This window comes from Aminipila butyrica, from assembly GCF_010669305.1.
GTDB lineage: Bacteria > Bacillota > Clostridia > Peptostreptococcales > Anaerovoracaceae > Aminipila > Aminipila butyrica.
The window spans coordinates 857,250-870,665 of record NZ_CP048649.1 but is presented as its reverse complement, the minus strand read 5'-3'; the positions used below and the strand labels follow the sequence as shown (position 1 = coordinate 870,665).

The window sequence follows — 13,416 nt, the reverse complement described above, 5'->3', positions numbered from 1 at the left end:
ATAGAATAAACTTCAGTTTGCCCTCTCTTCTATTCATTAGGCCGTTATGACATTGATTTTTAAATCAGGATTTAGGTCATCTTTTACAGACCATGGATAAAGACCACTCCCGCAGCAATTACCTGACAACTTCCAATCCTCATTAAAATCGTCAAAATTTATCCAAATTCCATTCAGTTCTTCTTTTGCTTCCTCTTCTCTGTCCTTGTAACAACTATGCGAAAGGTCTATTTCACTAAGTTCTACGGCATATAGGTCTCTTAGGCTAAATTTTCGCTTTTCACCAGTTGATATTTCTGTAACTTCAAATATCATATAACGCTCCTTTTTTATAATTTTTTATTTATTGTTCTCTGATTGCCTGGGTTAAGCTTGCTCAACCAGTCCTGTTTATTCTTCATATCTTCTTCTAATGCAGTATCAAACATTTTTTTCAGCTCAGGGGTAGAGTTGATAATTCGCTCAGTATGGGCTATTTGCTTTTTTAACAAGGTGGCTTCTTTTTTGATTTTTGTGTGATTTGTTTCATTTTGTTGATAATTAAGTTGTTTCTTTAAAAGGGATTCATTCTCAAATTTTTGTAGGGCGAAAGCCCTTTCAATTACAATCTTTTCCGTAGCCTCTGCTTTTAGGTGTTCAATTTCTTTCAAAGTTACATTTTTTATACAACCAAACCCTTGTTTTGGCTCTATTTTAGCGATTTCATGCACTCCTAAGACAGTACTGCTAGAAATAGGGATTTGTCGTTCTAAATCGTGTTTTTCGCTTTTTAAAGCCTCTATTTTTTCTATTTCCCATTGAGCCTTTGTTGTATGCTCCCTGGTACTTCCTTTTTCCCCTCGTCCAAGATTGTAGGCTTTACCAATCTGCTCATGGAATCTATCCTGCAATTTAGTATAAGAGGTATTTCCACCTTTATTTTTCCAAAAGCTGTCCCTTGAAAGCTTGCGGTCTCCACTATCCCTAATGACTTTCCAAATAAGCTTACCGGAATCGTCCCTTGCTTGGATCGGTGAGCCGCTATCGCTCTTTAAAACTTTGCCGTCTTTATCTCTTTGTAAGACTTTTTCTTTCCAAGTATCAACCACAGGGACATAGTATAGCTGTAGATGTGGAGTTGTTTCATCATAATGAACTACAGCAGAAAGCACGTTAGTATCAGTTCCTTTAAAGCCAATTTCTTGTATAGCAAAAGTATATGCTAGGGTAAAAAACTTTTTAATCTTCTCTGGTGGCGGAAGACCCGACCTATACCCTAATTTTTCAAAAAAATCTTTATCAGAGGTAATAACCATGCCTTCAAAAGCTATAGCCTTTTTTTTAAGCTTGTCAACATTACTTACGTTTAGGTTACTACAAACGTCTTTCCATTCCGCATACATGCCGTTTTTCGTCTGCTTATATATTTCATTTAAGTGGGTGCGTTTTATATCAATATCGGGATTACGGTGTTGAATCTGTTCTCGCTCGACTTCTTTGCCGATTGCACTAAGCGAACCTTTATTGAAGCCTTGCACCCTTACCACTTGGCTACTCAAATCCGTCTTGCTCCTTTTCTTTTATGGCTTGTTGTGAGAGTTTTTTATAGAGCAACAAGAGCAGAAAACGCGACGTCACCGACGTGCGTTTTTTCTCTGTTGCTCTATCTCACTAGGGCAACTTCGTTGCCCCGTTCGCTCTACGAGGTTAGGGCTTCGCCCTTGTCAAAGGTCGCTCATCGCTCCCAATGCCTTACCCACAAGAGGGGGTTCCCCCTCTTGACTTCTCCCACTCGCCGTGTGGCAGGGAGCAAACCTGTCTAGGTCTGCTCCGCAGGATAAGTGTATTCCGTGTCTCTCCATCAAGGAGCAAGCCATTGTATTGCCTAACGGCAATCTCCATGGGCAAGCCTGCCCCCTTGATTTCGTTCCCGCTCCGCTTATTTCGGCACTCTATCAACTGTCCAGTCATCTTCATACATATTGCCATTAATAGTAAAGGTAAGCGGTATGGATTTGCAGAACTGCACGCCATTTACTCCACCGCCATAAGTATAGGCTGTAACGCTATGTTTAACTGGCTTTTGCTTTGTACCTTTCAGCGCAACATCAGTATAGATTTGAGCCTTTTTATACTGGGATAATGGGTTGGCAGCCGTTATAAATTTAGAGGTAGTGCCTGTGGTTGCACCTTTGGCCAATGCCACATTCTTTGGCTGTGTTGCCTTTGCTCCTTTCACTTTTACCGTCCCGCTGGTCCGAACCTCTGCTGCTGATGGGGGTACTGGCTTCTTGTTATTGGCTTTAGACAAGCTTTTTCCACATGCTCCGCTGTTACCGATCTGGCTGGTTGCTATGCTGTTATTTACATTGACTGAAAAGCCATATCCGGATTTAAAAGTGGTGTTATTTCCATTAGGCTTAGCTGCTGTCAAGGTTGCTGATGATGAAAGTTTGCTCTGGTAAGTGTACACGTGATTGCAAGTTCTTGTCTTTTTATTTTCTCCACTTCCAACGGTATAGGTATGTGACTTTGTCTCACTCCATTTGATTACATCGGTGCAGCTGCCCTTTGTGTCTGCTGGGGGTACTGCCTGCGGAGCTTCAGGAATATCCGGTAGAATCTCCCGGTAAGCTATAACCGTTGGTGTGAAATATAAATAGGCCTGTATGGTATCGCCGAGCCCTTCATCGTATGCTTTTTGCCACTTATCATAGATTGCTGGGGAATATTTTTTTACATTGTCTTTTCCGCCACCACTACCGAGTAATGTCCACAATTTGTCGCCAGTTAAATTTTCTGGCAAGCGCAATTGTTTCGCTAAGTTAAATACCTCGCCCGAATTTTCAAGCTTTGCTTTATAGCTTATGGTTACATTGTTTCCCGAAGCGGTAGCAGAAACAGGCGTTATTTGAGTTGATTTGTATTGGCCATAACTGCGCTGGTAGCTAGCTTCATCAAATATTAATTTAGATTTATTATAGTTATATGTGCCAGACTTGTCCTCAAAATTGAAATTGGAAGATTCTACGGTATAGTATCCTACAATCTCTACAGGAGCAGAAAAGCCTATGGTAGATGTGACATCAATTGAATCCCCTTGCTTAACCTGACCATCCCACGACCCATCAGGATTGGACCATACTTGCTGAACACCCATATCCAACCAATATTTCATAGGCCCGGTTTCGGCCGATACGGTGTCAAGGGGAATAACGGCGCAGCTCACCAGCAGCGCCAATGCTAAAACATAAGACAAATATTTTTTCATGGCGGTTCCCTCCGTTATTTCTTAAATGGGTTTGCGACAAGGGTTAGAATTTTAGTGTAGTTATCTAGTGAGCCGATATAGTCAATGGTGGTGATATCACCGTTTTTAGAGCCTTCAAAAAATCCAAAGCTAGTATAACCATCCCTGTCAGTCATGATGCCGTCAGAACCAACAATTTCGCCATCTCTAATAAAATAAATAGTTGAGTATAAATATCTTGCTTTAATTCCAACAACGCCGTTAATAGGATTTGTATATATCTCCATTTCATATTTCGCTAAATCATCATCAATCACACAGGTTGTCAGATTTTTTAAAGCAGCACTCCACTCTAAATTCATAATCATTGTGCCGATGGGCACCTCCTTAACGGATTCCTTTTCTTCATAGGCCTTACGCTCTTTAGCTTCCAAAAGCCGAATAATCATAGTGCAGGCTTCCGCTCTGGTTGCCGTATTCTTCGGCTTAAATTTGCCGTCAGAATAGCCTGTTATAATTCCGGCATAATATACGTCCACCACACTGTCTTTGTAGCTGTCGGAGATACTGCCGTAATCATAGATGGTGCCGGCAACAACTGTTCGTTGTTCGCAAGCAATGTTTTCTTTCAGCACTTGTTCTGCAGTACGAGCAATGACGGTGGCCATCAGCTCCCGGCTTATAGCTTGGTCGTATTGAGCCGGGGTAATTTCATTATTTTTCAATATGCCTAGCTCCACCGCCTTGTCCATGTAACCACTAGCCCAATGTGTGCCGGTTTTCTCTTGTTGGCTAACAGTTGTTGCTACCAGAACTTTTATGAATTCTGCGTTAGTGATTGTGTTACTTGGTTTGAATGTGCCATCTGAGTATCCGTTAATGCTGCCACGCTCCACAAGATTACTTACATACGGATACGCCCAATTGGTGTTTTTTACATCGCTGAAGCTTACGGCAGCATAACTAAACACAGTAGTTAGTAGCAAAGTAGCCATCACGGTAGCTAAAATTAAACCTTTAATTTTCTTCATTTCTTACCTCCGATTTTTCAATAATTGTCTTATGTATTATAAGATAATTATATCATAAAACTGTTGAAATTTCAATACTTATAGCATTTTCTACGAACCTCTATCCATGTTTTTTCCTTTCCCTCATTTTGCTTAGGTTGTAAGTATTTCATGTTGAAGCTGCATGTATACGGACATGCCATGAACAATAAATAATTTTGAAACTTCAGAATCACGAGCATTATTTAATTCATCAATTTCTTCGAAAAATCTCGTAAGCTGTTCCTGCAATTGGACATCGGAGATTTCCTTCATGAAATTTCTGATTTTCTGATTTATCTCTCTGTCGTATTGCTTTACTGCTTCACGTTCAAATAGTAAGTGTTGCTCATTATTAAATTCTTTACATCTCATAAAAATTTCATTTAAAATACCCATAACGCCTTGTCCTTTCTTGATTCAGCCTTGTATTTTCAAGTAAGAACGAGTATACTTCAAATACAAGGCTACCGCTTTGTGTAATAGTCGGGTCGTATCTTAATCGGGATTGGCCTGACTATTTTTATTTTTTGTAGCAGCCGTTTGGCATGTTGGTTGCTTAGTTAATAATAACTTAAGTCTTTTCTTTCTCTGACAATAAATATCTAGACTCTAGACTCTAGACTCTGTGTAACATTTGGGTAACATCTGGTAACACTTGGGTAACAATGTTACCCTGATGTCAATTTTAGCTTTTCTTTTATGCGTTTTTCTCTCATTAATCGTGCTTTATCAGTTTCACTCCCCGCCAATTCATTAAATTGCTCAATAATTATCTCCCCGGTCTCTAAAACGCTAATTAACCCTATTTTTCTTAAAAACTCTATTGCAATTTTGACAGTATCTACTGGTGTATTGGTGAGCTTTGATAGAGAACTTAAATCATATGGAATTATTAATTCTCCTACATACCTAATTAGGACCCCATCTTTTTTTAAGGCTTTAACACAAAGCTTTAAATAAAATAAACAGTAATCTTTTCCATTCTCCTGAGATTCAAGCCATAATATAGTTTCATCTTCAAAAAAATCTTCAGGAAGTTTTAACCAATAATACCTTTTGGCTTCTGACAATCGTCATCCCCTCCTTTCTCCCAATATTTATCAAGCATTTCCATGTTAATTAAAATCTTATTCGGACTTCCTTGACCTACCTTTTTCTTTATAATTAGCCCTACACTTTCCAACTGTTTCAGCATTTTAACTGCTGTTCCTCCTGAGCAATTTAAATCCGCCATTATCTGCTCAACGGTATAGATAACATATAGATTACCATCGCCATCAATAAAATCATCATTTTGTGCTGATAGGCTTGCTTTACTTAAAATTATTCCATACAACAATTTACTTCCGTAGCCGATTCCATTAAAAGCTTGATGGATCACTATCATTTTAGGAATCATATAAAAGTTATAACCCCTTAAAGCTCTAGGGTTTATGTATCCTAAATTAAGCTTTTCCATAATCATCACCTTCTTGTGACAGGTACTTTTCAAGTGTTTCCATGTTTATTAAAACTTTAGTCCCGGATTTTTTTATTGGAATCTTGGATTCATTGACCAGAGAGCGTATGTAATGGCGTGTCACAGAGGTGTTAGCATCTGCTGATTTTATTTCTTTCCAAGCTTGCTCTACTGTGCGTAGTCTAACCATATTCTTTTTACCTCCTTGAGCTGCGTTTCTGTTATTTGTTGGCTTCCTGAATCATACGAAATTTTGCTCAGACAATTGTTTTCGCCCCAAAAGGTGAAATATGCCTCTCCAGTGCCTCTGATACTATAACCATGCTTCTCGGCATCCGACTTTAACTTTGAAATGATAAAAGAAGCCTCCATGGGGTCTATGTCATCAGCAAGTACCCTTGAAATAATTGATGTTTTCAAATTATTCACCTTCTTTCAAAATTATTTCTTCAACTGAAACACCTAATGTTTCAGCTATCCTACCGATTGTTTGCGGTCTTGTGTTTCTTGTGCCACTCAGTGCAAAACGCATAGACGATTTTGATATGCCGGATTTTTTGCAAAAATCGTTGAAAAGTAGTTGATTGTTTGCTAAACAGATTTCAAACTTCTCTTTATTTATTTTCATAAGACCTCCTTTTGTACGCTTTTTGTACGTATATTGTACTACAACACAATATACACGTACTTTTTGTACTTGTCAATGCTATTTTATTGACTTTGTAGTACAATTTAAGTACTTTTGTTTTTTTTTTAATAATGTTATAATAAGCAAAAGTACTAGGAGGGTATATATGACCATTGGAAGTAAAATAAAATTTTACCGAAATAGATTAAGATTAACCCAAAAAGAGTTAGCCAAACAGACGGGCTTATCAGAAAATGCTATACAAAAATATGAACAAGGTGCTCGCATTCCTAAAATGTCCAATTTAAAAAAAATATCTAAAGCTTTAGACATATCAGTAGACACCTTAATTTTAGATGGATTATATAATACTGCTGCGTTTTCTTTTAGTTGTTCTACGGAAAAAAAGATTTTTATTGAATATCTAAGTTCTTTAGGTATTCAATTGGATGGAGTTTTTGCTAATAATTTAGATCCTAACGGTGAAAACGTAATCAAACTTGTTTATACTAATATAATGAGTAATTACTCATTATCAAAATCAGAATTAATAATAACTGAACAAGATTTTGAACGTATTGAAAATGAGATAGCAGAATTTACTAAACGGATAATTTCTTTACTTTCTCAAGAAATAGATAAGAAACATTTGATACGTCTTAAACCTTTAAAAAATGACGGGGAGAGTTCTAATGGCCAATAAAACCAACTGCATCAAAAACGGCATACCATATTATCGGATTCGCCGTACAGTGGGTAAAAAACTCAATAAAGATGGCATATGGGTTGATGACATCAAAGAGTTCTACGGCAAAAACAAAAGCGATGCAGAAGCCAAATATGAAGACTTCAAAACTAAACGGTCGGCAGGCTTATCATCAGAAAAGCAACACTTCGGGGTAATAGCAGACTTTTTTGTTTATAACGTATTCCTGAATGATGGCCGATTTACTTCTACCACCAAAGAGCGATATGAACAGGTATACAGAAAATATGTGAAGCAAAGTAGAATCGCCGGCATGAAACTTGATGAAGTCAAAACCTTAGAAATGCAGGAATTTTATAATACGGTGGATTGCTCTGATTCAACCTTGAAAGCTATTAATAACATTATGGGGCATTTGTACAAGTATTTAGAAAAAGAGGGCTACAGCCGGAATATAACCAGGAGCTTAGTTCTCCCCAAAAAAAAGCAAGCTAAAGGTGCGCCACATGCCGGACACGATATTGTGGTGTGGACTGATGAAGAGCTTAAGCGTATTATACAAAACTTGGCTGACAACCGATTCAGGCTGCTAGTATTACTAGCAATAAATACCGGGTGCAGGATAAGTGAATTATTAGCACTAAAGTATATGGATATAAGCGATAAAAAGGTCTATATCACAAAGCAACTAAGCAATGTGGCCGATATTACTGACAGCGGTGTTAAAACCCATAGATTAAGCATTGAAAAAACAAAAACCACTACCTCCGTACGGAATATACCGCTCAGCGACAACATCATTCAGGAGATAGAAAAGCACCACCAATGGCATCAAAAAGAAATGCTCCGCAATGGCTACCGGACCGAATTTATTTTTACAACACAAAGCGGTGGCTTTTATGATCGTCATAACATAGCCACTGCCTTAAAACGATATTACAAGCGTATTGGTATAGATAACAAAGGCTTCCACACTTACCGCCATACGTTCTGCACCAATCTATGCAAAAAAGGCGTACCACTCCAAACAGCTTACAAACTCTTGGGACATAGCAACATAAATGTGACAGCAAGATTTTATGTAAATATTGACGATGAGCAGAAGCGTGAAGCTATACAGAAAATAACAACAAATATTTTTTAATAAATTATTGCACTCTTTGCCAGATGTGGTTATACTATAATTGTACAATATATTGCACAATTATATATAGGAGGTGATTGGAATGTTAGCAGTAAACTATTCTACGATTCGCAATAACTTGAAAAATTATTGTGATTTGGTAACAGAAAACTGTGAGACTGTAATAGTTACACGAAAAGATGAAAAAAACGTGGTGATGATTAGTCTTGATAAATACAACAATATGCTTGAGAATCTATTTATCATGAGCGACAAGGTTAACTATGAAAGGCTCTTAGAAAGCAAAGAACAGTTTGATAAACACCAGGGCATCACTAAAACCACAGAAGAGTTAGAGGCACTGGCCAATGAATAAAATGTTTTCAAAAAATGCCTGGGAAGATTATGCCTTATGGCTTCAAGAAGACCGCAAAGTCTTACGGCGCATAAATGATATTCTCAAGGACATAGAACGAAATGGGCATGAAGGTATTGGAAGGCCTGAACCTTTAAAACATGCTTTATCTGGCTACTGGAGTCGCAGAATTACAGAGAAAGACCGTTTGGTCTATAAAATTGCCGATGATACGATTTATATTTTAGGCTGTAAAGGCCATTATGATGATTAAGTGTTTATCATGATATTTGAGCTGTATCTAAACGCCATGTGGGAAAAATAGGGGAAATCAGCATTTATTTTGTTCTATACTCCTTATATTTCAACGATTATCACATTTATTTATCAGATGTGAAGGTCGGGGGTTCGAATCCCTCATGGCGCACCATAAAGAATGCTTACCCTTTTGGGTAAGCATATTTTTTTGTATAGAAAAACACGCCATTCCTGACGTGTCTTGCAAAGTTTCTTTAATTATTCAATCTCATCTATCGCATCTGAAAATGCGTCATGGTACTGCTCAAATTTACCAGTGTCCACATCCGTTGATAGGTCACTTGCCACTGGCTTATTTGCCTTGATTTGATTATATAAATTGTCTATTTCGGGAGATAATTTCTCCCATATGGACTTAATCTGTGCATATTGCTCCCCCTCTAAGCTATTTATATATTTATCATACGCCGCTTTTTTTCCCATTGCTACATCGAACTGTGACAGGGTAAAGTCCATGTCAATCGTATCACCCGTGCTGCTGGTTCCATCATACGTATAATAGCTTATTTCACATAGCCCATTGTTCCAAATATCTTCTATCAGCCAGTTGTTTATCTCACTCAGCTTATCTTCTCCCCCACTGCCTATATCCTCAGATACACTTAGTAGTCCTCCGAAAATGGCATCGGTCAGTTCGTCGTTAGCATCAATTTTCCAACTGTTTTCATCTTTTGACAGCTTAATGTCTACAGTATTCGTAACAGTCTTATTATCCGTTCGATTCATTAAATTAGTGAATATCTCCATCGTTTTGTCACCCAACTGATCTTCGCTCAATCCCGAAAAGGCTAATCCAAAGAGTTGCGGGAAAAAATCTGCCATAATTTTGGACATGTCGGTATTGGTAATCTCAGTCTTTACAATAGCCGAATCCTCATCTACCTCCGATGAAACGATTTTGTACTCTAAATTTTCCAGCATCAGTTTTGCCATTGCCTCAGAATCCGCATCCATAGCCGCTTCACCTGCTTCGCTCCGGTTCATTAATTCCTCGTAATCAAGATACTTCGATGCTGTTTTCGTATCCATATTTTTTATGGCCCCAAGTGCATTTTTTACAGCTTGTTCCGGAGATTCTCCGCCGCACCCTACTAGACTAATTGCTATGATGGAAACTAAAAATACAGAAAATATTTTTTTCATATATACACACCTCCAAGTACTATATATGGTAACATATTCCACAATCTAACTCAAGAACCATTCTGCTTTATGCTTGCCTCAAACACTGCATTAGACTCCTTGATACGTTGCCGAATCTGCTTATCCACCAAGCCTTTTCCTTCTTGCCATTGTTCCGCCTCTTTGAATCATACAAATACTTTTCCCATGGCCCTGACTCTATTTATTTTAACATAATGTCACCTTTTCAACTTTGCTGAATAACATGATAACAATACTTACCTTATTTGAAAGGGGGTATTAATTATGTTTGATTTTTGTAATCGGGATAGATACTATTACTGTTGTCCTTACTATTGGAATTGGAATTGCGGGTGCAACTGTTGCTGTAGATGGTACTGGTAAATCCTCTCATATAGCCCCCATCTAATATGATGGGGGCAACTTAATTCTGCACCTTCATCAAACTTGCATAATGGCCCTTTGGCTATTTTTTTTGCCCATTAACCGCTTCTATCCTATTCGTGCTGAGTGTGCTGGACAAATAAATCCGCCATCTCTTCTTGACAAGCTCAGACTATTGTGATAGTCTAGTTGCAAATCAGACTACTTCAATAGTCCAAAGGAGAACAAAGGATATGAATATTAAACTTTTTGACTCAGAGCTCAAGGTGATGGAGGTTTTGTGGGAACAAGGCCAGATGCCTGCTCGCGACATCGTAGAGGTGTTGACGGAACGGGTCGGCTGGAACAAAAACACCACCTATACGGTGATCAAAAAATGTATTGAAAAAGGTGCCATTGACCGGGAGGAACCGGGGTTCTTATGCAAGGCTCTGGTCACTAAAGACGAAGTACAACAAAGTGAAACCGAACAGCTTATTGATAAAATGTTCGGCGGTTCCAGCGAGTTGTTTTTTTCGGCTTTTCTCAAAAACCAGGGTATTTCAGAAAAAGAAGCCAAACGGCTTGCCAAATTAATCGAGGAGGCCAAATAACATGTTACATTTCAGAATGGATATGCCGCTGTATCTCATGGCTCTGTATGGCAGCATTATGATTGTATTCCTATTATTATTTCGGGCCTGCTTGCAAAACCGCTTGCCAAAGTTAGTTTTTCCTCTGCTGTGGAGCCTGGTGCTGATTCGGCTGCTGGTACCCTTCTCTCTGTCCAGCCCACTCAGTGCACCGGTGCCGGACTGGCCGCTGCCGCTTTCAAACACCTCCACCGTCTACGTAAGTGATATCGCACAAGGGACAGCCCCAACCGATACAAGTACGATGGAATCCGCAGCTTACAGCATGACAAACAACACTGATTCCTCAAATCTAGGCTGGCAGCCTGTACTAATCACTTTATTCGGTTTAGGCGCTATCACGACAGCGGGAATCCTGCTGCGACAAAAACTGAAATATTCCCGAAGACTAAAAAATAGCCTGCTGGTGGAGCATAACCAAACAATCAACCGTATCCTTCGAGATAGGAATATGGGGCACATCCTGGTATTCACCAACGATGAAATAGCTTCTCCTCTCCTCTGCGGTATTTTCCATCCTCGCATCTATCTGCCTGCGGGAATGGACTTCCAACAAGTTCAGACGTTGCAGCATATTCTCGCTCACGAACTCATGCACATCAAACGCAAGGATAACTGGCTAAAAGCAGTCTTGCTGGTTGCTCTGTGCCTGCACTGGTATAACCCACTGGTATGGTTTATGTCAAAGTGTCTTTCTTCAGATTTGGAAACAGCCTGTGATGGGGCTGTGCTCCGTCAGCTCCATGGGGATGAACGGAAAAGCTATGCGGCAAGCCTTCTTGCCATGGCGATTACAGGGAATCGTTCTACCCTGCTTTACAGTGCTTTTGCCAAAACAGAAGTGGAACGCCGCATTAGAAATGTTTTAACCTACAAGAAGACCACTTCTTTTGTTTTAGCCATATCTGTGCTGTTTGTACTAACCGGCACCGTTGCTTTTGCAACAGGGGGACAAGCTCCCTTCTCGGCGGATCTGAGCAGCTATTGCAGCAGTACGGCCTCCCGTTGGGGAGTCAGGGCCGAGCTTACGAGAGATATCGCCTTAGGCCAGCATGCCGATCAGCGCGCTGACAATAAAATTTTTGATGTGTTGGAATCAGATACCTCCAAGGATCCGGACATCATTGCCAGTCAAGTTAAAGCCGCCCTGGCCAAAGAATTTAATGTAGAAAAAAGTGCCTTTCAGCTGACCGTCAATCTTTGCCTGATGGATGAGGAGATTTTACAGGAATATGCAAATCAGGGGATTACGAAGGGCGAAGATGGTTTTTATCTCTATAAGGGAGAAAGCGTGAGAACCTATACAGATAAAATGCTTGGTTCCGTGCAAACCCGAGAGAATGGTGCCGTAGACCTTTCTGTCCATCGGAATCGCTTAGGCCAAATCACCTCTGTAACAGCTTTAAAAGAAGGAGATCGTGAATTTGATCATCGGACCAAAGAAATAAAACGTAGCCAACAGGAAGTTTTTTACAACACATCGACCACCCAGGATAACGCCTCTTTGGCGGAGCAGATTACCGTCGTCCAGGCTGAAAAGGGCTCAGGCTTTGCAAATGAACAGTAAGCAGCTAAAACTTCTTGCCCTTACTTCCATGTTTTTTGACCACTTTATACGCATATTCCCCCTGTCCGACGCCCTTGTTCCTCTTGCAGGTTGGTTATCATCCGTTCATCAGGAAAACCTGAGTAATTGGATTATGTCATGGATTCCTCATTTGTTCATCTACTTCGGTCGAGTGGCAGCACCAATTTTTATGCTTTGTATTGTAGAAGGTTTCTTGCATACCCGAAACCTTAAACGCTACATCTCGCGTATTTTTTGCACTGCCATTATTGCGCAAATTCCTTATATCCTATTTCATCTGGCGGAAAACCGAATGTATAATATTGCTGGCGACTGGAATGATGTCCCTCTGAACATTCTGTTTACGTTAAGTTTAGGGCTTTTATCTCTTTGGAGTTATACCAAATGCGTGGAAAAAGGGCACTTAATAGGGGGACTAAGCTTCATTGTCTTGGCTGGTGCCCTGGCTCGGCTGCTTCAATTGGAGGGTAGCGAGGGCTACATCTTTATTATCTTTATGTTTTATATATTGAGAAATCAGCCAGTCTGGCAACGAACGCTGTTCTTTATGCCCATACTTGTTCTGGCCCGTTACAGGCTGATTGCCTATACCCTGACAGATTTTGCCCTGCTGCGAACCTGCCTGCTAAATGTGATTGGACCCTATCTAGGTATTTTGGCCATTTGCTTTTATTCCGGTGAACAAGGTCCGACTGGAAAAAGGTTTAAATGGTTTATGTACGCTTTTTATCCACTGCATTTGCTTATTTTAGCAGCAATCGGTTACGTAAAAGTTTTATTTTAAATACAGTTATCGCCC

General features: G+C 39.6%; 18 protein-coding genes. 7 read left to right on the top strand and 11 right to left on the bottom strand.

Features of this window, described 5'->3' with window-relative positions; genetic code table 11:
* Positions 1-36: 36 nt before the first annotated feature.
* From Ami103574_RS04210 to Ami103574_RS04165, 10 genes are all read right to left on the bottom strand, one after another.
* Positions 37-315 (bottom strand): hypothetical protein, encoded by a 279-nt coding sequence (locus Ami103574_RS04210; protein ID WP_163065439.1) that lies wholly within the window; start codon positions 313-315, stop codon positions 37-39.
* 14 nt (positions 316-329) lie between these two features.
* Positions 330-1,538, bottom strand: coding sequence for a MobV family relaxase (mobV, locus tag Ami103574_RS04205; protein WP_163065438.1), 1,209 nt, complete (start codon positions 1,536-1,538; stop codon positions 330-332).
* A 380-nt stretch (positions 1,539-1,918) separates the two neighbouring features.
* Positions 1,919-3,250: a hypothetical protein gene (locus Ami103574_RS04200; RefSeq protein ID WP_163065437.1), complete on the bottom strand. Its 1,332-nt coding sequence runs from the start codon at positions 3,248-3,250 to the stop codon at positions 1,919-1,921.
* Positions 3,251-3,264: 14 nt separating this feature from the next.
* Entirely contained in the window at positions 3,265-4,260 is a 996-nt protein-coding gene (locus Ami103574_RS04195; protein WP_163065436.1) for an S-layer homology domain-containing protein, read from the bottom strand.
* A 132-nt stretch (positions 4,261-4,392) separates the two neighbouring features.
* Positions 4,393-4,677, bottom strand: coding sequence for a hypothetical protein (locus Ami103574_RS04190; protein WP_163065435.1), 285 nt, complete (start codon positions 4,675-4,677; stop codon positions 4,393-4,395).
* 272 nt (positions 4,678-4,949) lie between these two features.
* Complete coding sequence (locus Ami103574_RS04185; RefSeq protein ID WP_163065434.1) at positions 4,950-5,351, bottom strand: phage replisome organizer N-terminal domain-containing protein; 402 nt, start codon at positions 5,349-5,351, stop codon at positions 4,950-4,952.
* Positions 5,321-5,740: a replication initiator protein A gene (locus Ami103574_RS04180; RefSeq protein WP_163065433.1), complete on the bottom strand. Its 420-nt coding sequence runs from the start codon at positions 5,738-5,740 to the stop codon at positions 5,321-5,323. Before Ami103574_RS04180 ends, Ami103574_RS04185 begins: the two co-directional genes overlap by 31 nt.
* Complete coding sequence (locus Ami103574_RS04175) at positions 5,727-5,930, bottom strand: DNA-binding protein (RefSeq protein ID WP_163065432.1); 204 nt, start codon at positions 5,928-5,930, stop codon at positions 5,727-5,729. The genes Ami103574_RS04180 and Ami103574_RS04175 overlap by 14 nt, the downstream gene beginning before the upstream one ends.
* A complete protein-coding gene (locus tag Ami103574_RS04170) occupies positions 5,909-6,160 on the bottom strand; it encodes a hypothetical protein (RefSeq protein ID WP_163065431.1) in 252 nt (83 codons plus the stop codon). Before Ami103574_RS04170 ends, Ami103574_RS04175 begins: the two co-directional genes overlap by 22 nt.
* 1 nt (position 6,161) lies before the next feature.
* A complete protein-coding gene (locus tag Ami103574_RS04165) occupies positions 6,162-6,368 on the bottom strand; it encodes a helix-turn-helix domain-containing protein (RefSeq protein ID WP_163065430.1) in 207 nt (68 codons plus the stop codon).
* 166 nt (positions 6,369-6,534) lie between these two features.
* Here Ami103574_RS04165 and Ami103574_RS04160 point away from each other — a divergent pair, with 166 nt between their 5' ends.
* The 4 genes from Ami103574_RS04160 (at position 6,535) to Ami103574_RS04145 (ending at position 8,826) form a co-directional block, all read left to right on the top strand.
* Positions 6,535-7,071: a helix-turn-helix domain-containing protein gene (locus Ami103574_RS04160; protein WP_163065429.1), complete on the top strand. Its 537-nt coding sequence runs from the start codon at positions 6,535-6,537 to the stop codon at positions 7,069-7,071.
* On the top strand, positions 7,061-8,218 hold the full coding sequence (locus Ami103574_RS04155; protein WP_163065428.1) for a tyrosine-type recombinase/integrase: 1,158 nt from the start codon (positions 7,061-7,063) through the stop codon (positions 8,216-8,218). The genes Ami103574_RS04160 and Ami103574_RS04155 overlap by 11 nt, the downstream gene beginning before the upstream one ends.
* Positions 8,219-8,300: 82 nt before the next feature.
* Positions 8,301-8,573 carry a type II toxin-antitoxin system Phd/YefM family antitoxin gene (locus Ami103574_RS04150; RefSeq protein WP_163065427.1) on the top strand — a complete coding sequence of 91 codons (273 nt, stop codon included), beginning with the start codon at positions 8,301-8,303 and terminating at the stop codon, positions 8,571-8,573.
* The gene (locus tag Ami103574_RS04145; protein ID WP_163065426.1) at positions 8,566-8,826 is read left to right on the top strand and encodes a Txe/YoeB family addiction module toxin; all 261 of its coding nucleotides are present in this window, start codon (positions 8,566-8,568) and stop codon (positions 8,824-8,826) included. Before Ami103574_RS04150 ends, Ami103574_RS04145 begins: the two co-directional genes overlap by 8 nt.
* Before the next feature lie 242 nt (positions 8,827-9,068).
* Here Ami103574_RS04145 and Ami103574_RS04140 read toward each other — a convergent pair whose 3' ends face one another.
* Positions 9,069-10,013 (bottom strand): DUF5105 domain-containing protein, encoded by a 945-nt coding sequence (locus Ami103574_RS04140; protein ID WP_163065425.1) that lies wholly within the window; start codon positions 10,011-10,013, stop codon positions 9,069-9,071.
* A gap of 617 nt (positions 10,014-10,630) precedes the next feature.
* Here Ami103574_RS04140 and Ami103574_RS04135 point away from each other — a divergent pair.
* The 3 genes from Ami103574_RS04135 to Ami103574_RS04125 are packed head-to-tail and all read left to right on the top strand — an operon-like array spanning position 10,631 to position 13,401.
* On the top strand, positions 10,631-10,990 hold the full coding sequence (locus tag Ami103574_RS04135) for a BlaI/MecI/CopY family transcriptional regulator (RefSeq protein ID WP_163065424.1): 360 nt from the start codon (positions 10,631-10,633) through the stop codon (positions 10,988-10,990).
* A 1-nt stretch (position 10,991) separates the two neighbouring features.
* On the top strand, positions 10,992-12,596 hold the full coding sequence (locus Ami103574_RS04130) for a M56 family metallopeptidase (RefSeq protein ID WP_163065423.1): 1,605 nt from the start codon (positions 10,992-10,994) through the stop codon (positions 12,594-12,596).
* Positions 12,586-13,401: a TraX family protein gene (locus Ami103574_RS04125; protein WP_163065422.1), complete on the top strand. Its 816-nt coding sequence runs from the start codon at positions 12,586-12,588 to the stop codon at positions 13,399-13,401. Before Ami103574_RS04130 ends, Ami103574_RS04125 begins: the two co-directional genes overlap by 11 nt.
* Positions 13,402-13,416 lie beyond the last annotated feature (15 nt).